The 17,371-nt window shown below is 39.9% G+C and carries 16 protein-coding genes; 12 read left to right on the top strand and 4 right to left on the bottom strand.

Features of this window, described 5'->3' with window-relative positions:
- Positions 1 to 80 precede the first annotated feature (80 nt).
- From CWB76_RS07635 to CWB76_RS07625, 3 genes are all read left to right on the top strand, one after another.
- Positions 81 to 755 (top strand): TIGR00153 family protein, encoded by a 675-nt coding sequence (locus tag CWB76_RS07635; RefSeq protein WP_008114817.1) that lies wholly within the window; start codon positions 81 to 83, stop codon positions 753 to 755.
- A 39-nt stretch (positions 756 to 794) separates the two neighbouring features.
- The gene (locus CWB76_RS07630) at positions 795 to 2,063 is read left to right on the top strand and encodes an inorganic phosphate transporter (RefSeq protein ID WP_138606597.1); all 1,269 of its coding nucleotides are present in this window, start codon (positions 795 to 797) and stop codon (positions 2,061 to 2,063) included.
- Positions 2,064 to 2,144: 81 nt separating this feature from the next.
- Positions 2,145 to 3,062 carry a hydrogen peroxide-inducible genes activator gene (locus CWB76_RS07625; protein ID WP_138606595.1) on the top strand — a complete coding sequence of 306 codons (918 nt, stop codon included), beginning with the start codon at positions 2,145 to 2,147 and terminating at the stop codon, positions 3,060 to 3,062.
- 45 nt (positions 3,063 to 3,107) lie between these two features.
- On the opposite strand, the gene CWB76_RS07620 is transcribed toward CWB76_RS07625, so the two are convergent.
- Both CWB76_RS07620 and CWB76_RS07615 read right to left on the bottom strand, forming a co-directional pair.
- Positions 3,108 to 3,311 carry a hypothetical protein gene (locus CWB76_RS07620; protein ID WP_010391740.1) on the bottom strand — a complete coding sequence of 68 codons (204 nt, stop codon included), beginning with the start codon at positions 3,309 to 3,311 and terminating at the stop codon, positions 3,108 to 3,110.
- A 187-nt stretch (positions 3,312 to 3,498) separates the two neighbouring features.
- On the bottom strand, positions 3,499 to 6,030 hold the full coding sequence (locus CWB76_RS07615; protein ID WP_138606593.1) for an EAL domain-containing protein: 2,532 nt from the start codon (positions 6,028 to 6,030) through the stop codon (positions 3,499 to 3,501).
- Positions 6,031 to 6,488: 458 nt separating this feature from the next.
- Here CWB76_RS07615 and queA point away from each other — a divergent pair, with 458 nt between their 5' ends.
- The 6 genes from queA (at position 6,489) to CWB76_RS07580 (ending at position 13,905) form a co-directional block, all read left to right on the top strand.
- Positions 6,489 to 7,520: a tRNA preQ1(34) S-adenosylmethionine ribosyltransferase-isomerase QueA gene (gene queA, locus CWB76_RS07605; RefSeq protein WP_138606589.1), complete on the top strand. Its 1,032-nt coding sequence runs from the start codon at positions 6,489 to 6,491 to the stop codon at positions 7,518 to 7,520.
- A 139-nt stretch (positions 7,521 to 7,659) separates the two neighbouring features.
- On the top strand, positions 7,660 to 8,787 hold the full coding sequence (gene tgt, locus CWB76_RS07600; protein WP_054202633.1) for a tRNA guanosine(34) transglycosylase Tgt: 1,128 nt from the start codon (positions 7,660 to 7,662) through the stop codon (positions 8,785 to 8,787).
- Between the two features lie 26 nt (positions 8,788 to 8,813).
- On the top strand, positions 8,814 to 9,149 hold the full coding sequence (yajC, locus tag CWB76_RS07595) for a preprotein translocase subunit YajC (RefSeq protein WP_010391747.1): 336 nt from the start codon (positions 8,814 to 8,816) through the stop codon (positions 9,147 to 9,149).
- A gap of 19 nt (positions 9,150 to 9,168) precedes the next feature.
- Positions 9,169 to 11,028, top strand: coding sequence for a protein translocase subunit SecD (gene secD / locus CWB76_RS07590; protein ID WP_138606587.1), 1,860 nt, complete (start codon positions 9,169 to 9,171; stop codon positions 11,026 to 11,028).
- A 9-nt stretch (positions 11,029 to 11,037) separates the two neighbouring features.
- Positions 11,038 to 11,985: a protein translocase subunit SecF gene (secF, locus tag CWB76_RS07585; protein ID WP_138606585.1), complete on the top strand. Its 948-nt coding sequence runs from the start codon at positions 11,038 to 11,040 to the stop codon at positions 11,983 to 11,985.
- Between the two features lie 132 nt (positions 11,986 to 12,117).
- Complete coding sequence (locus CWB76_RS07580) at positions 12,118 to 13,905, top strand: GGDEF domain-containing protein (RefSeq protein ID WP_138606583.1); 1,788 nt, start codon at positions 12,118 to 12,120, stop codon at positions 13,903 to 13,905.
- A 49-nt stretch (positions 13,906 to 13,954) separates the two neighbouring features.
- Here CWB76_RS07580 and suhB read toward each other — a convergent pair whose 3' ends face one another.
- Complete coding sequence (suhB, locus tag CWB76_RS07575; protein ID WP_054202669.1) at positions 13,955 to 14,758, bottom strand: inositol-1-monophosphatase; 804 nt, start codon at positions 14,756 to 14,758, stop codon at positions 13,955 to 13,957.
- A 236-nt stretch (positions 14,759 to 14,994) separates the two neighbouring features.
- Here suhB and CWB76_RS07570 point away from each other — a divergent pair, with 236 nt between their 5' ends.
- Positions 14,995 to 15,411: a VOC family protein gene (locus CWB76_RS07570; protein ID WP_138606581.1), complete on the top strand. Its 417-nt coding sequence runs from the start codon at positions 14,995 to 14,997 to the stop codon at positions 15,409 to 15,411.
- 46 nt (positions 15,412 to 15,457) lie between these two features.
- On the opposite strand, the gene CWB76_RS07565 is transcribed toward CWB76_RS07570, so the two are convergent.
- Positions 15,458 to 16,123: a LiaF domain-containing protein gene (locus CWB76_RS07565; RefSeq protein WP_138606579.1), complete on the bottom strand. Its 666-nt coding sequence runs from the start codon at positions 16,121 to 16,123 to the stop codon at positions 15,458 to 15,460.
- Positions 16,124 to 16,436: 313 nt separating this feature from the next.
- Here CWB76_RS07565 and CWB76_RS07560 point away from each other — a divergent pair, with 313 nt between their 5' ends.
- Together CWB76_RS07560 and CWB76_RS07555 are read left to right on the top strand one after the other, a co-directional pair.
- On the top strand, positions 16,437 to 17,006 hold the full coding sequence (locus CWB76_RS07560) for a BON domain-containing protein (protein WP_138606577.1): 570 nt from the start codon (positions 16,437 to 16,439) through the stop codon (positions 17,004 to 17,006).
- A gap of 65 nt (positions 17,007 to 17,071) precedes the next feature.
- The gene (locus tag CWB76_RS07555) at positions 17,072 to 17,230 is read left to right on the top strand and encodes a YqaE/Pmp3 family membrane protein (protein WP_008466367.1); all 159 of its coding nucleotides are present in this window, start codon (positions 17,072 to 17,074) and stop codon (positions 17,228 to 17,230) included.
- Positions 17,231 to 17,371 lie beyond the last annotated feature (141 nt).

Below are 17,371 nucleotides of genomic sequence, written 5' to 3'. Positions count from 1 at the left end.
TGAGAAAAAGCGTTCACAATCTAGCTTAATGCTGTAAAATTCAGGCTGAACAGCATATTGAATTGATTAAAGGGTCAGTTATGCCAACAAATTTTTTAGGTGTTTTTGCTAAATCCCCTATAAAACCAATAGAAGAACACATCAGGAAGGCTCATCAAGCTAGCGAAAGTTTGATACCTTTTTTTAATCATGTTTTTAAAGAAGAGTGGCAACAAGCAGAAGAGCTACGTTTAACCATTCGTAATTTAGAACGTGAAGCTGATGAAATGAAAAGAACTATACGTTTACAACTACCTGGCGGGCTATTTATGCCAGTAGAGCGTACAGATCTGCTCGAATTAGTAACCCAACAAGACAAAATTGCTAACAAAGCAAAAGATATTGCTGGGCGTGTAATTGGTCGTGAAATGATCATACCAAAAGAGATCCAAGAGGACTTTTTGGCATATGTCACTCGTTGTGTCGATGCAACTAAACAAGCATCTAAAGCGATCAATGAATTAGAAGAATTGTTAGAAACGGGCTTTAAAGGCAGGGAAGTAACTCTGGTTGAAAAAATGCTCGTAGAATTGGATGCCATAGAACAAGACACGGATGAAATGCAAATTAGAATACGCCGCCAGCTACGTAAAGTAGAAAGTGAGCTAAATCCAGTTGATGTGATGTTTTTATACAAAATCATTGAATGGGTCGGTGAGCTTGCAGATATTGCAGAGCGCGTAGGATCACGTCTTGAGCTGATGTTAGCTCGTTAATTTAAAATCAGTTCAAACACGAAAGATTAAGGTTACACAATGGATATCATTGCATCTTACGGCACGGTATTAATTTTAATTGCCGCAGCAGTCGGCTTTTTTATGGCTTATGGTATTGGCGCAAACGACGTTGCCAACGCGATGGGTACATCAGTAGGTTCAAAAGCACTTACTATTAAACAAGCGATTTTTATCGCGATGATTTTTGAATTCGCAGGTGCTTATTTAGCCGGTGGTGAAGTAACATCAACAATTCGTAAAGGAATTATTGATGCTGCCCCATTTGCCGACATTCCTGAACTGATGGTTCTAGGTATGATCGCCTCTTTATTTGCCGCGGGCAGTTGGTTATTAATGGCCTCGTTTTTAGGCTGGCCGGTATCAACTACTCATTCAATCATTGGCGCGATCATTGGTTTTGCTCTTGTTGCTGTGGGCACCGAGGCTATTCAATGGGGTAAAGTTGCTGGTATTGTAGGTAGCTGGATTGTAACGCCGGCGATATCAGGTTTCATAGCTTACTTAATATTTATGAGTGCGCAAAAGCTGATTTTTGATACCGACGCTCCACTTAAAAATGCAAAGCGCTTTGTCCCAATATACATGGGTTTAGCTGGCTTTATTATGGCACTAGTGACCATTAAGAAAGGCTTAAAGCACATTGGTATTAATTTAGGTACTGTTGAAGGTTTTGCTATTTCTATTGGTATAGCGGTACTGGTTGCTGTTATCGGTAAAATTGCTATTTCTCGTTTAAATATCGATCCTAAAGCGGATAGAGAAATGCAGTTTAACAATGTAGAAAAAGTATTTGCGGTACTTATGGTACTAACCGCTTGTTGTATGGCATTTGCCCATGGTTCTAACGACGTTGCGAATGCAATTGGACCTCTAGCAGCAGTTGTAAACATTGTTGAAAACAACGGTGAAATTGCTAAGAAAGCGGCTATTGCTTGGTGGATATTACCACTAGGTGGTTTTGGTATTGTTGCCGGTCTTGCTATTTTAGGCAAAAAAGTAATTAAAACCATTGGTGAAGGTATTACTCATTTAACACCAAGCCGTGGTTTTGCTGCTGAATTAGCCGCTGCCTCTACCGTTGTTATAGCATCGGGCACAGGCTTACCTATCTCAACCACACAAACCCTAGTAGGCGCTGTGTTGGGTGTAGGTATGGCACGTGGTATTGCCGCACTAAATATGGGTGTAATAAGAAATATTGTAGTTTCTTGGGTAATTACATTGCCAGTTGGTGCTGCCCTTGCTATTGTTATTTTCTACGTACTAAGAACCGCTTTTGGGGTTTAATAAAAAGTACTTAAAAGACTTTTAGCTTGAAAAGATCTCAATGCCCTTGGTGTTGGGGTCTTTTTATTTGTGGAAAGAAAAATGACCAATCTCCCTAGTATTAAACAGCTGCAGTATTTATTAGCTGTACATCAACATCAACATTTTGGCCGAGCAGCAAGTGCCTGCTTTATTGGTCAGTCAACGCTCAGTACTGCGATTCAAAACCTAGAGGAGACTTTAGGATGTCAGCTTATAGAGCGAGAAAATCGCAGCCTAATGTTTACCACTATTGGTGAAGAGGTGGTTGAGCGTTCAAGAAAAATAATCAACGATACTATTAGTTTAAAAGAGTTAACTAAAAGCTTTTTAACACCGCTTAGTGGCACATTAACGGTAGGTGTTATTCCTACTATTGCAAGCTTTATTGCAGCGCCTTTGTATCACTTTTGTCAGCAAGTATTTGTAGATTTAGAGTTGGTATTAATTGAAGACACCAGCGATAAGTTGCTTGATAAGTTAGAGCATGGGCAAATTGATTTAGCATTATTAGCGCTGCCTTACGAAACTGATAAATTTCATACCCAAGTATTAGCACAAGATCACTTTAGTTTAGTGCACCATAAAGATTACACGCCAGCCAAAGGCATTGAAGACTTTAATTTATTACCAGAAGCCAGTGTATTTTTACTTGAGCGAGAGCATTGTATGACAGGGCATGCGCTCAGTGCGTGCCATTTAAATCGCTCTAGCTGTATAAATCCCTTTGAGGCGGCTAGCTTACATACTTTATTGAGTATGGTTGAGTATAAACTTGGCGTGACGTTTTTGCCGCAAATGGCGATTAATGCAGGTATTTTAGAAAACAAAAACATGCTAGCTACGCCATCGCAAGGTGATGCCTATCGCGATATTGGTGTATTGTGGCGTAAAACAACAGGGCGCATTCGTGACTTTAAATTGTTTAGCCAACAATTAGAGGTCTTTTTGAAAAAGCAGTGTAGTGTTGATTTTAAATAGGTAAAAAAAGCGTATTTTAATTAATACGCTAAATAACACGGGGAATTATAGAGGCTGCTTATGCTGGCTGTGGTAGCTCTCTAGCGGCGGTAAAAATAGTAAGTAAACCCATACAACAACATTAAAGTACGGGACTAGCCCAAGCACTGTGAAGGTTTTTACAGGGTAGCCTTTAATCTGGGCATACTTGTAACATTGAAGCGCAATAGCAAAGTGTATAAACAATAATAACGTGATTAGTTGCGTCATAAACGTCCTCCTTATGCCCCTATGTCCACCTTTAACAGTATAGACATCTAGACGATAAGAAATAAAGATGTCACGTAAAATCAAGGTAATCACTTAATTTTCATGACATTGTGCTGCCGATAAGCAAAGTATAGGTTAGATGGGCAAATTTGAAAGTAATAAATTGCTTAAATTTGTTTATTAATGTTTATAGTGACGTGAGGGTGTCTTGATAAAAAATAGGGTTGTTTTTAATTTTCTCTAACTCAATCAGTACCTTGTCAATTGGTACAGGGCGAGCAATAAAGTAGCCTTGCCCATAGTCGATACCAATTTCTTTAAGTGCAAAAAATACTTCTGCGGTTTCTACATATTCAGCAACAGAGCGCTTATCTAGTGAGCGACTGATGTCATTTATGGCTTTCACTAGCGCTAAATCAATGGAGTCATTGAGCATATCGCGAACAAATGAGCCGTCAATTTTTACGTGTTGGGCTGGTAATTGTTTAAGGTAATTAAATGTACTGAAGCCGGTGCCAAAGTCATCAATTGAAAAGTGGCAACCTAAATTATTTAGTCGTTCAATCATTTTTCGTGTCGCCGCTAAATTATTAATACTGGCCGATTCGGTTATTTCAAAAATAATTTTCGCAGGAGACACTTGATACTTCTCAAGGGTCGACTCTATTAATGGCAGCAAACGTTCATCTAAAAATGATTGTGCCGATAAGTTTATTGCAATCTGAAGAAGCTCTGGATGTGCAGCAACACTCGCAATGCTGTTACGAATAACACATTGGTCCATTAAAAAGGTATCGTTGAGCATTTCCAATGAGGGAATAAATTGATTAGGGTAAATAAGTTCGTCGTCTAGCTTTAACCTTAGCAGTACTTCAAAGTAGGCAACCTGATTTGTTTTAAAATCCCAAATGGGTTGATAATGAAGCTCTATACTGTCTTGTTGGAGTGCTTGACGTACCCCATGGCCCCACTCTAAACCCGTTTGCAGCGCATTGTTCTCACCATCTTGTTTTGAATAACAGTGTACTAAGTTACGGCCTAAATTTTTAGCAATATATAACGCAATATCTGACTGCTTTAAGCATTCATTTGGATCGCAGTTATCAGCGGTAATTTGGGTTAAACCAATCGAGCAACTAATTGAATAGATTTGCTCTTCAGATTTAAATTGGTTGCCTTCAATGGCACTACAAATCCCTTCTGCAATTAAATGTGCATCCAATAAATTGGTATTTTTAAGTATCACCGCAAACTCATCGCCACCGACACGGCAGATTAGATGCTCATTACTAATATTGGCAATAAATAGCTGCGCTACTTCTTTTAAAACAATGTCACCTTGTTGGTGGCCTTTACTGTCATTTATTATTTTAAAGTGGTCAAGGTCAATATAAATAAGCGCATGTTCAATATTTGTATGGGTGTTTTCGCTCTGGCAAATATAGTTAAGCTGTTGGTCAAAATAATAACGGTTGTGTAGTCCTGTTAAGGTGTCATGCAGGGCTAAATGGCGCAATTGCAACTCTGCTTGTTTGCGCTCATGAATGTTATCGAGTGTGGCGGTGATAGTGGCGTTGTTGCTGCTATTTTTTATTAACTGAAGCCGACATTCTACCCACACTGAGTTACCATTTTTTTGGCTCAGCTTAACTTCTATTTTTTGTTTGTTCGCACCACCTTGTAAAATATCATCAATGGTTGATTGTAATGACTGTTTATGTTCAGTGGTACAAAATGCAGTGAGTGGTTGTTGTAAGGTCGACTTAACTCCAAAGCCGCTCAGAGATTCCCACGCCGGGTTTATAAAGCGAATATTCCCTTGTTGGTCTAGTTCAAGTACAACCGTGTTTAAGTGCAATAAAATACGCTGATGTGCTGAAAACAGGTCGCGATATTTTACTTCACTAATACTTAATTGCTGCACTTTGTTAGCAAACTCAGCATAGCTCACCATGAAGTCTTCACGACGCGCTGCATGATCACAGACTTTATTTAAAAATGAGGGATCGTAAGGGGCGCGAATAAAGTCGGTAACGCCAGAAAGTAATAACTGCTCAGCGTAATCAGCATCGTTTTTATCAATAATAGTAACAATGGCTTGCTGAGGGTTATGCTGCAAAATCTTTTCTACTAATTGATTTGAACTCTCAGCTTGTGCTGCAGTGGCATCAAGTAGCACGATAGCAAACGGCTGTTGATTATAGGCACTGAGCGCGGCTTTTTCGTTAGTAACATGAGTAATTGCAAAGTTTAGCTTTAACTGTTCACTCATATCATTTGCTCTACTGGCAAAGGGTTCTAATAACAATAGGTTTAAGCGACTACTTTTTTCTAAATGGCTCGACAACACGTTTGCTAGTATTTGCGGCAATATATCTTGGCGTTCAAAAGGCAGCACTGCATCTATACCATAGCTACGTGCGGTAGTTTCGGCGATACGCTCACAATAAATGGGCGGAATAAGTAAAATAGGCGTATTTTTCGGCGTGCTAAGTAAACCAGAGCGGATCATACGTGAAAACCGCCAGCCATCAATTTTACCTACATCTAAGCCGGTTATGATTATATTTACACTTTGGTTCTTTAAGATTTTTAACGCATCTTGGCTGTCTGAGGCTTCAATAAACTCAAACACACTAAGCCTCTCCAGCGTGGCACGTATAGTCTGGCGCTCATCATTACTTGCATTTAATATTAGCAATTTAAGCTGTTTTGCCACTTAGGTACCACTCCGAGAAATGCAGATCATAAAACTGTAAGAGTAATGATATTTAGCCATAAGAACAAGCGTATTTAACCGCTATTTTAAATGTAGTTCATTGATAGCTAATTAGGGAGAATATAGGGGTTATCTTGAGCTTCGTTACTAATAGTTAAATACCCAAACCACCTCAAAATGCAGAATTCAGCGCTTCACAGGGGCTTAATATCAAGGCGATACTTTGCAGTCATGGTATTCCCTTTCAAGAAGTAGCAACGATGAGAGTATGCCCCTGTGAAAGGCCCACGGATTGGTTTAAAAGCGATTTATACTGCGTTATTGATATTAATAATAGAACCACTATTTTTTGCAATCAATGTCTTGCTTAAATCGCTTTTAATTCCAACTGAAACTCGCATTTTGAGGTGGTTTGGGTATACACTTGGCGCGATTTTAAATGATGTGGAATTCTAACAATGCGCGTAGCTGATTTTAGCTTTGACTTACCTGATGAATTAATTGCTCGTTTTCCTAAAGCAGACAGAACCAGTAGCCGTTTATTGAGCTTAGATGGGCCGAGCGGTGCTGTTGAGCATAAAATATTTAGTGACATTCTTGAACTGGTTAACGAAAACGACTTATTGGTTTTTAACAACACCAAAGTAATACCTGCGCGTATGTTTGGTCAAAAAGAATCCGGAGGTAAGGTTGAGGTGCTGGTAGAGCGTGTATTAGACGAACACCGGGTTCTTGCGCACATTCGTGCTAGTAAATCGCCAAAACCGGGCAATGTACTCATTTTAGAGGGCAAAGCAAAAGCCATTATGGTGGCACGCCACGATACGTTATTTGAGCTTGAGTTTGACCGCAGTGAAAATGTGCTCGACATTTTAAATGATGTTGGCCATATGCCGCTTCCTCCTTACATTGATCGCCCAGATAATGAAGCGGACCGAGAGCGATACCAAACAGTATATGGTGAAAAGCCAGGCGCCGTAGCTGCACCAACCGCAGGCCTTCATTTTGACGATAAACTCATGGCTGCGCTTGAAAATAAAGGCGTACAAATGGCGTTTGTTACCTTGCATGTTGGTGCAGGTACATTCCAGCCAGTTAGGGTTGAAAGTGTTGATGAGCACATCATGCACTCTGAATATATTGAAGTACCGCAAGCTGTGGTGGATGCGGTTGCAAACACTAAAGCTAAAGGCGGGCGTGTGATTGCGGTAGGTACAACTTCAGTTCGCTCACTAGAGTCGGCAGCAAAAATACATGGCGGCAAGTTAGATACTTACTTTGGTGATACCGATATTTTTATTTTCCCAGGTTATCAATTTAACGTTGTTGATGCCATGGTCACCAACTTCCATTTACCTGAATCAACCCTAATTATGCTGGTCAGTGCCTTTGCAGGGCAAGACAATATTATGGGTGCTTACAATACTGCGATTGAACAACAGTATCGCTTTTTTAGCTATGGCGATGCGATGTTTTTGACCCGTAAATAATTTACAGCGTTATCGGTTTTTATTTTACTCCTAAGCACAGTGAATTTATCACTGCTAATAGTAATAGGGTGGTAAAAAGGGTAGAATCGAGCGGTTAAATTATAGCTTGTTGGACTGTTTTTCCGACACAGAGGATATTATGAAATTTGAATTAGACTGCACCGATGGCAAAGCACGCCGCGGTCGCTTGATTTTTGACCGAGGTGTAATAGAAACACCAGCGTTTATGCCTGTAGGCACTTATGGCACGGTTAAAGGCATGACACCTGATGAAGTTAAAGCAACGGGTGCACAAATCTGTTTAGGCAATACATTTCACTTAATGTTGCGTCCAGGTACTGAAATCATCAAACAGCATGGTGATTTACACGATTTTATGAACTGGGACTTCCCAATTCTTACTGACTCAGGCGGTTTCCAAGTATTTAGCCTTGGCGCAATGCGTAAAATCACTGAAGAAGGCGTAATGTTCCAATCGCCAGTTAATGGTGATCAAATTATGATGTCGCCAGAGAAGTCAATGGAAGTGCAGCGTGATCTTGGCTCAGATATCGTGATGATATTTGACGAATGTACGCCATATCCTGCCACTGAAAAAGAAGCCAAAGACTCTATGGAGCTTTCTCTTCGTTGGGCTAAGCGCTCAAAAGAAGGGCATGGCGACAACCCGTCAGCATTGTTTGGTATTATTCAAGGCGGTATGTATCCTGAGCTTCGTGCACAATCACAAGCGGGCCTTGAAGAGATTGGTTTTGATGGCTATGCGCTTGGTGGTTTATCGGTTGGTGAACCTAAAAATGAAATGATCAATATTCTTGATCATTGTGCTTATAAAATGCCAGAAAACAAACCACGTTATTTAATGGGTGTAGGCAAGCCAGAAGACTTAGTTGAGTCGGTTCGTCGTGGTATTGATATGTTTGACTGTGTAATGCCAACGCGTAATGCACGTAATGGTCATTTATTTATTACAACGGGTACCATTAAAATCCGTAACGCAGTGCATAAAACAGATACTGGTCCACTTGATCCAGAGTGTGATTGCCATACCTGTAAAAATTATTCGCGTGCCTACTTGCATCATTTAGACAAATGTAACGAAATTTTGGGTGCACGACTAAACACTATCCATAACTTACGATACTATCAACGTGTTATGGAAGGTTTGCGTAATGCTATTAGCGAAGGTCAACTAGAGACATTTGTCCACGATTTTTACGCTCGCCGAGGCCAAGAAGTGCCAGAGCTAGCTGATACAACAAATTAAAATTTAAAAATTAAAGAGGAAGTATTATGAGTTTATTTATTTCAAACGCGCATGCAAGCGCTGGTGCACCTGCTGCAGGCGGCGGTATGGAAATGCTAATTATGTTAGCGATTTTTGGTTTGGTTTTTTACTTTTTAATTTACCGCCCACAAGCAAAGCGCGTAAAAGAGCATAAAAGCTTAATGAGCGCGATGGCAAAAGGCGATGAAGTGCTAACCCAAGGTGGTTTAGTGGGTAAAATCGTAAAAATTGCTGAAGATAAAGACTTCATCGTGATCTCATTAAATGAGCAAGCAGAAGTAACAGTACAAAAATCAGCAGTATCTGCTGTATTGCCTAAAGGCACAATGAAGTCGCTATAAAAATAATAAGGACGACCCCGTGTTAAACAAGTTTCCAATTTGGAAGTATTTACTTGTTTTAGCTGTGTTAGCCATTGGCCTTTTATATGCTTCACCAAACCTGTATGGCCGCGATCCGGCCATACAGGTTTCTGGCGCTAAAGGCACCGATGTTGACCTCAGTGTTGTAGACAAAGTAAACGCAATCCTCAAAAAAGATAACGTAAGCGCTAAATCGACAAAGCTTGAAGATGGGCAAATTCTTGTTCGTTTTAAAAATGTTGAAGACCAACTAAAAGCACAAGACTTACTGCGTAACTCGCTAAGTAACGATTATATCTCAGCGATTAATATGGCTCCTGCACAACCGGCTTGGTTAAAGTCGTTGGGCGGTAATCCTATGAAGTTAGGCCTAGATTTAAGTGGTGGTGTACATTTCACCATGGAAATCGATATGGTCACTGCGGTGGATAATCAGTTAGAGCAAATGGAGCAAGATTTTCGTAGCGACCTGCGTGAAGAAAAACTACGTTATCGTAGTGTGCGCCGTGTAGCTGGTTCTGAGCGCATGCGTGTAGAAATGCGTAACGAAGAAGATAAAGACGCTGCAGAGCGCTTTTTAGAAAGCCGTTACCCATTAAACGTTTACATTGATGATAGCAGTAACGATAACGCATTCTTTGCCACTATGAGTGAGCTAAAGCTAAAAGAAATTCGTGACTATGCTATCAAGCAAAACGAAACTATTATTCGTAACCGTATCAACCAAATTGGGGTTGCAGAGCCAAACGTACAGCGTCAAGGTGCTGAACGTATTATTGTGCAATTACCAGGGATTCAAGATACCGCTCGCGCTAAAGAAATTTTAGGTGCTACGGCAACGCTTGAGTTTCGTGAGGTTGACGAAAATGCTGACATAAGCGCCGCTGCTCAAGGTCGTATCCCACCGGGTACTGAAATGATCATGAGCCGTGATGGTTATCCTGTGGTACTAAAAAAACGCGTTATTCTTGAAGGCAGCCATATTACTGGTGCGCAGTCAGGTGCAGATGAGTACCAGCGTCCACAAGTAAGCATTAAACTCGATAGTAAAGGTGGGGCAAAAATGAATGCCTTTACCAAGCGTGCTATCGGTAAACGTATGGCTACCGTGTTTATTGAATACAAGCCATCAGGTAAAAAAGACAGTGACGGTAAAGCACTTCCGCCAATTAAAGTGGAAGAAGTTATTAACGTAGCAACCATTCAAGCGCGTCTTGACCGTTCATTCCGCATTACCGGTATTGATAACCCTGCTGAAGCACATAACTTGAGTTTACTACTGCGTGCGGGTGCACTGGTTGCGCCTATTCAAATTGTAGAAGAACGTACGGTTGGGCCAAGCCTAGGTCAAGAAAACATTGAAGCAGGTATGACCGCTGTAGCCTTAGGTTTTGCGTTTGTACTGGCCTTTATGCTTATTTACTACAAAGGTTTTGGTCTTGTTGCGAATATTGCACTGGCTGCCAACTTAGTACTTATTATTGGTGTAATGTCGTTAATTCCAGGTGCAACGCTTACTCTACCGGGTATCGCAGGTATTGTATTAACCGTTGGTATGGCTGTTGATGCGAACGTACTTATATTTGAGCGTATTCGTGAAGAGCTAGCCGATGGCCGCAGCCCTCAACAAGCGGTTCATTTTGGTTACGATAGCGCCTTTAGTACTATTTTTGATGCCAATATCACCACATTAATTGCGGCGATTATCTTGTTTGCTGTTGGTACCGGTCCTGTTGCAGGCTTTGCGGTAACCCTAGCAATTGGTATTTTAACCTCTATGTTTACAGCAATTGTAGGTACCCGTGCGGTGATCAACCTATTTATTGGTGGTAAACGTGTTGATAAACTTTCAATTTAAGGAGCAGACATGCAAATTTTAAGATTGGGCGGAAAAACCCTTCGTTTCATGTCTCTTCGAAAAGTGGCAATGTGCTTTTCTACGTTATTAATCATAGCGTCGCTGGCGTCACTTTTTGTTAAAGGCTTAAATTTCGGTTTAGATTTTACCGGCGGTACAGCAGTTGAGGTGGGTTTTTCGCAACCTGCCGATCTGAAAAAAGTACGTAATGTACTGGCTGAAAACGACTTTGCTGATGCATCGGTACAGCTTTTTGGCTCAAGCCAAGAAATACTGGTCCGTTTAGCCCCTCGCGGTGATGATGTAAAAGCAGAAGTAATTGGTAACCAAGTAATTGCTGCCCTTAAACAAGCTGATGATAGCGTAGTAATGCGCCGCATTGAGTTTGTAGGCCCAAGCGTAGGTGAAGACTTAAAAGAGCAGGGTGGCCTTGCCATGTTAACTGCACTTATTTGTATCTTAATTTATGTGGCGTTTCGCTTTGAATGGCGTTTTGCTGTGGGCGCAGTTGGCGCGCTTTTACACGATGTAATCATTACGATTGGTTTATTCTCGGTGCTTGGTTTAGAGTTTGACTTAACTATTTTGGCAGCAATACTTGCCGTGATAGGTTACTCACTAAACGATACCATTGTTGTATCAGACCGTATTCGTGAAAACTTCCGCAAAGTGCGCATTGACGACACGATTGAAATTATTGATATCTCGCTTACGCAAACACTTAACCGTACCTTAGTAACCTCAATCACTACTATTTTAGTACTGATTGCGTTATTTGTATGGGGCGGTCAAACCATTCATGGCTTTGCTACTGCACTACTATTTGGTGTGTTTATTGGTACTTACTCTTCAGTTTACGTTGCCAGCTCGGTGGCTATTGCCATGGGCGTAAGTAAAGAAGATTTAATACCAGAAGTGATTGAAAAAGAAGGCGCTGATTTAGATCCAATGCCTTAATTGAGATTAAACTATTTTTAAAACAAAACCGCTCCTAGTGAGCGGTTTTTTATTGCCTCCTAGATAAGTCACATAATAGTCATACTCAGTTGGTATTTTATTGCTCTTATTAAATTTTTATTTGAGCTAGTAGTGACTGAGCAACGACAAGTCTTAGAATCAATTTTACAACAAGGAGCAATAACAACCTTGTTCCAACCTATTTTCGATATAGCTAAGCAATCTATTATTGGGTATGAAGCGCTTAGCCGTGGCCCTAAAAATGGTCCATTAGCCATGCCAAATAAGCTATTCGAAGCGGCTCATAAATACCAATTGATTTCAGAGCTTGAGCTTTTATGCCGTTCTCGCGCCATTGAAAATTTTGTAAAACTCAGTCTGCAAGGGAAGTTATTTTTAAATGTCAGCCCAAAAATTCTACTCGATCCGAGCCACCCTAAAGGCGAAACCTTACATTTAATTGAACAGTTTGGTCTTGCTGCCAATCGAGTGGTGATTGAAGTAACTGAACAAGAAAAAGTAGATGATGGCTTTTTACTGTTAAAAACCATCGCTCATTATCGAGAGCTAGGCTTTACTATTGCTATTGACGATCTCGGTGCAGGTTATTCAGGACTAAAGCAATGGTCGCAGTTATGCCCAGATATTGTAAAAATTGATCGTTACTTTATTGATCATTGCGATCAAAGCGAAGTTAAAAAAGAATTTCTAAAATCAATTATGGTGTTAGCACGGGCAACAAATACAGCGGTGATTGCAGAGGGAATCGAACGTTCCGAAGAGCTAGATTTAGTTAAAAGTATAGGCATAAGTCATGTTCAGGGGTTCTTGTTAGAAAGACCGAGTCAACAGCCAAGTTATGACTACAACTGTAAACAGTTACAATCGCTCACTTCGACCCAAGCCGCCTCAAAGTTTGAACAATCAATGGCAATAGGTGTGCTTGCTGTTGCTCAGCCTGCTATTAGCAGTCATACGCGTTGTAAAGAAGCTCATGCACTTTTTGAGCAAGACAAAAGCATAATCAGCTTACCGGTATTAAATAGCAGTCAGCAGCCAATAGGGCTGTTACACAAAGATCAGCTAACAGAAGTGTTTGCCGCGCCTTATGGGCATGCACTTTATGATAAATGTGAAGTCACTGAGTTAATGGATAAACAACCTTTGGTGGTTGATGAAAATCAAATGCTTGATATTGTCTCCCAGCAAATAACAGAGCAAGACTTTGATATTCGTCGCCATATTGTTATCACCTGCAACAATAAATATTTAGGCTTGGCACCGCTCAGAGACATACTAAAGCACATTACAGCAGAAAAAATCCGCCATGCTCAACATGCTAACCCTTTGACCATGTTACCGGGTAATGTGGCAATTAGTGAGGTAATAGAGCAGCGTCTGCAACATAAACAGCCATTTTCACTAGCCTACATCGATTTAAATCACTTTAAACAATTTAACGATTTGTATGGCTATGCCAGTGGGGATAGCGTAATAAAACTTCTGGCCGATGTTACTGTAAAAGCGTGTGCGCACAGCGCTAATTTTGTCGGGCATATTGGCGGCGATGACTTTATGGTGGTGTTTGAAAAAAAAGATGCGGTGGAGATTTGTAATACTATTATCTCGCAATTTGAACTACAGTCACGCGTGTTTTTTACGCCAGAGCATATTGCTGGAAAAGGGTATTGGGCAACTAATCGAGAGGGCGAAAAGCAGTTTGTACCTTTACTTACATTATCGATAGGTTTAGTTGAGCCTGATCTGCAGCAGTGTAAAAATAGTCATCAAGTAGCGGCATTAGCGACAGATGCTAAAAAAGAAGCAAAACGTTATCGTCACAGCTACTTATTTATATGTAATCGAAGAAGGCCTGCTCCCGCTATTGTACGTTTATCCAATAGTAAAAAAAGTGGCTAACAAAAAGCAAAAAAGGAGCCTAGGCTCCTTTTTTAGTACGTAATTACGATTAACGTAATAACGACTCAGATAATACTGGGCGCATTTCACGAACAATCGCCTGTGTTAGCTTAGGTGCACCACAGATTACGTTACCGCTCACGTTGTAGTTATTACCGCCAGCAAAATCAACAATCATGCCGCCAGCTTCTTTAACTAATAGCTCGCCTGCTGCTGTATCCCAAGGTTTTAAACCAATTTCAAAGAAGCCATCAACACGACCCGCTGCAACATACGCCATATCTAGCGAAGCAGAGCCTGCACGACGAATATCAGCCGTGTGAACAAATAACGCTTTAAACGCTTCAGAGTATGCATCTAAGTGATGCTTTTGTTTGAAAGGAAAGCCTGTAGCAAGAACAGAACCAGCAAGTTCAACAGTTTTAGATACACGTAAACGTTTGCTGTTTAACTGTGCGCCTTGACCGCGAGAAGCAGTGAAAAGCTCGCCACGAATTGGATCGTAAATTACGGCTTGGTCTAAACGACCTTTAACTTTAAGTGCAATAGATACTGCGAAATGAGGGATACCCTTGATGAAGTTAGTTGTGCCATCAAGTGGGTCAACAATCCATTGGTAATCAGCATCCTTACCTTTGTGTTCGCCTAACTCTTCACCAACGATGCAGTGATCAGGGTAAGAACGTAAAATAGTGTCACGAATTACGGCTTCGGCTTCTTTATCAATGTTAGTAACTAAATCGTTGGTGCCTTTTTGTTGCACTTCAACTTTTGATAAGTCTTCACTTGCACGAAGAATAAGTTTGCCTGCGTTACGCGCAGCGCGAACCGCAATGTTTAACATTGGATGCATGGTATTACCTTTGGGTTGTAAAAGAACGTTTATATATTTAAGCCGGCGTATTTTAGCGGTTTTTGCCATAAAGTAAACCATAAAGCCTAAATACTTATGAGTGTTTTTTGTACAAGTATGATCTTTCGATATATTTATCGAAATAAAAACAAGCAATAAATTTGTAAATTAGCGCTTTACCTAAAGTGAGCTTGAGGTTTTATGATGTTCTATATTCAATTAACAGGAAGAAAATTATGAAATTAGAACACGTAAATTTAGTTGTCAGTGATATAAACGCCATGCTTAAGTTTTACCAAGCAGCGTTTCCCTATTGGTCAATTAGAAGTGAGGGAGAAGGAACCTGGTATGGTAAAGCAAGGCGCTGGGTACATTTTGGTGATAACGATCAATATATTGCTATAAGCGATCACGGTGAAGGGAAAAATCGTGACTTATCAGGGCATCAAATTGGCTTGGCACACTTTGCCTATGTAACCAATAACTTAAATGAAGTAATAGCGCGCTTAAAGCATGCGGGCTTTGCAATAAGTAAGCAAGGCGCTGTAAATCCATTTAGAAAGAACATTTATTATATTGATCCCGCAGGGTTTGAGGTTGAGTTTGTAGAGTATATGAGTGATGTACCTAGTGAGCGAAATAACGACTTATAATATGAATGAAGCCAACTATTTTGGCTTCATCAAATGTTTAGCATATTTAATAATGTTTACCATTCATACCAAGTTGAGTTTTTAGATCATTTGCAAAGCTAATAAATTTTTCTTTAATAGTGCGTTTAACTTTAACTTCTACAGAGCCTAAAACAGTTTTTCCTTCAATTTGAATCGTTGGCCCTTGGCGCTTATTTAGTGAAACTGTTTTATTTTCAAAACTGCCTAAAATACAAAACATTTTAGAAACTACATTAACGTGCTCAGGTACATATATTTCTTCGCTGCCAAGGTAACAATTAACGTGAATAGTGACATGTTGGTGGGTAAAAATAGCATCCGTAAAATCAAGATTGATTGACCCCATGTAGTTTTCTATATAAATTTTTTGAGGCACTACCCATTGGCCGCTTCGTTCACTTGAACCAAGAATGCTTCTTAATGTGAGTGGCTCTTCACTCCCCTCATGCTGCGCACTATAATTAGGTGCAAACTGCGAGTGCTTTTGTGCCTTATATTGCTGATCAGTATTTAAGGTTAAATCTTCAACAAGGGCCATAAGCGCGTTATTGTTACTCGCTGCCATTGCATCGTCTAAGCGCCTTTCAAATGCTTCTACAGAAATGACACCATGGCTGTAATTATAAATGAGTTGATCAATTACTTGCTCACGAACTTGCTCGATAGGGCGGTCTTCAATTTTAACAGACATTTAAATTATCCTTTTAAGGTTGCTGGCTATTTCAGAGCAAGCCTTATACCAAATATTAATTTATTTAAAATCAGTGCTTTATGTTTTTTGTTTCTTCACTCTTTATTATATTAACGACAGATTAACCAAATATACAATTATTTAGTAAGTTTCGCTATTCGAGAAAGTTTTACGCAATGGTCTGTAAATGTTTACTTTGTAGGTTTAAGTCAGTATTGACTTATTTTTACTAAATCATTGAAATTTATATGTAAAAAACATTGGCCCGATGTTCGCATTAGTTAAAGTGTCTTTAATCAAATGGAGAACGATTATGAAAACATTTAATAAGTCTATGATTGCAGCCCTAGTATTAGGAACAACCGCAATGGGTGCTCAAGCAAGCAGTTGGGAAAACGAAAGCAAAGATGCTTGGATTGATGGAAAGGCAGAAACAGTACTGCTGATGAACACCAATCTAAACAACTTTGATATCAACACGGACGTAAAAAACGGCAAGGTAATGCTAACAGGTAAAGTAAACAGCGACGTAGATAAAGAACTTGCTGAAGAACTCGTGCTAAGCCTAGATGGTGTAACTGACGTTGAAAACAGTCTAACTGTGGTAAAAAACACCGACATGAAGAAGCATGATTCTAAAATGATGGGTAACGACACGGAGAGTGATTTGACCGATGCCAAAATCACAACAGTTATCACAACGCGTTACTTATTTGATTCTGAAGTAGGTGGTACAGACATTGATGTTGATACCGATAATGGTGTAGTAACTCTTAAAGGTTCAGTTGAGTCTGATGCTGAAAAGCAATTAGCGATGGAAATTGCTAAAAACGCAGAAGATGTTCGCGAAGTAGTTGATGAATTAACTGTTATTGCAGAATAATACACTATACTGAAAGCCCAGCCCTGCTGGGCTTTTTGCTTTGCTAACATTATAAGGATTAAATTATGGATATCATCAGAATTATTTTTTCTATTTTATTACCACCACTGGGTGTATTTTTACAGGTGGGGTTAGGGATGCACTTTTGGTTAAATATTTTGCTAACCTTGCTCGGCTATTTCCCAGGACTAATTCATGCGATTTATATTATCGCCAAAAAATAACGCCATATCGCAGTAATACATTTAATACTGAGTTGCTAATTGCCATCGTAAGGTATGTGTATTAGTTACTCAGACTACTATTATTTAATGAGTTCGTTTCCTCGAAGTCACCATCAATAAATCTAAAAGCCTACTATTTGA

The sequence above is a fragment of the Pseudoalteromonas sp. S1609 genome (assembly GCF_005887255.1).
GTDB lineage: Bacteria > Pseudomonadota > Gammaproteobacteria > Enterobacterales > Alteromonadaceae > Pseudoalteromonas.
Note: the sequence above shows the minus strand (reverse complement) of the source record. Positions and strands in the feature narration are given on the sequence as shown.

What these genes read in the sequence shown, in the direction of transcription:
- CWB76_RS07635 (WP_008114817.1), top strand. Translation starts at nt 81, where the DNA reads ATGCCAACAAATTTTTTAGGTGTTTTTGCTAAATCCCCTATAAAACCA.
- CWB76_RS07630 (WP_138606597.1), top strand. Translation starts at nt 795, where the DNA reads ATGGATATCATTGCATCTTACGGCACGGTATTAATTTTAATTGCCGCA.
- CWB76_RS07625 (WP_138606595.1), top strand. Translation starts at nt 2,145, where the DNA reads ATGACCAATCTCCCTAGTATTAAACAGCTGCAGTATTTATTAGCTGTA.
- CWB76_RS07620 (WP_010391740.1), bottom strand. Translation starts at nt 3,311, where the DNA reads ATGACGCAACTAATCACGTTATTATTGTTTATACACTTTGCTATTGCG.
- queA (WP_138606589.1), top strand. Translation starts at nt 6,489, where the DNA reads ATGCGCGTAGCTGATTTTAGCTTTGACTTACCTGATGAATTAATTGCT.
- tgt (WP_054202633.1), top strand. Translation starts at nt 7,660, where the DNA reads ATGAAATTTGAATTAGACTGCACCGATGGCAAAGCACGCCGCGGTCGC.
- yajC (WP_010391747.1), top strand. Translation starts at nt 8,814, where the DNA reads ATGAGTTTATTTATTTCAAACGCGCATGCAAGCGCTGGTGCACCTGCT.
- secF (WP_138606585.1), top strand. Translation starts at nt 11,038, where the DNA reads ATGCAAATTTTAAGATTGGGCGGAAAAACCCTTCGTTTCATGTCTCTT.
- suhB (WP_054202669.1), bottom strand. Translation starts at nt 14,758, where the DNA reads ATGCATCCAATGTTAAACATTGCGGTTCGCGCTGCGCGTAACGCAGGC.
- CWB76_RS07570 (WP_138606581.1), top strand. Translation starts at nt 14,995, where the DNA reads ATGAAATTAGAACACGTAAATTTAGTTGTCAGTGATATAAACGCCATG.
- CWB76_RS07565 (WP_138606579.1), bottom strand. Translation starts at nt 16,123, where the DNA reads ATGTCTGTTAAAATTGAAGACCGCCCTATCGAGCAAGTTCGTGAGCAA.
- CWB76_RS07560 (WP_138606577.1), top strand. Translation starts at nt 16,437, where the DNA reads ATGAAAACATTTAATAAGTCTATGATTGCAGCCCTAGTATTAGGAACA.
- CWB76_RS07555 (WP_008466367.1), top strand. Translation starts at nt 17,072, where the DNA reads ATGGATATCATCAGAATTATTTTTTCTATTTTATTACCACCACTGGGT.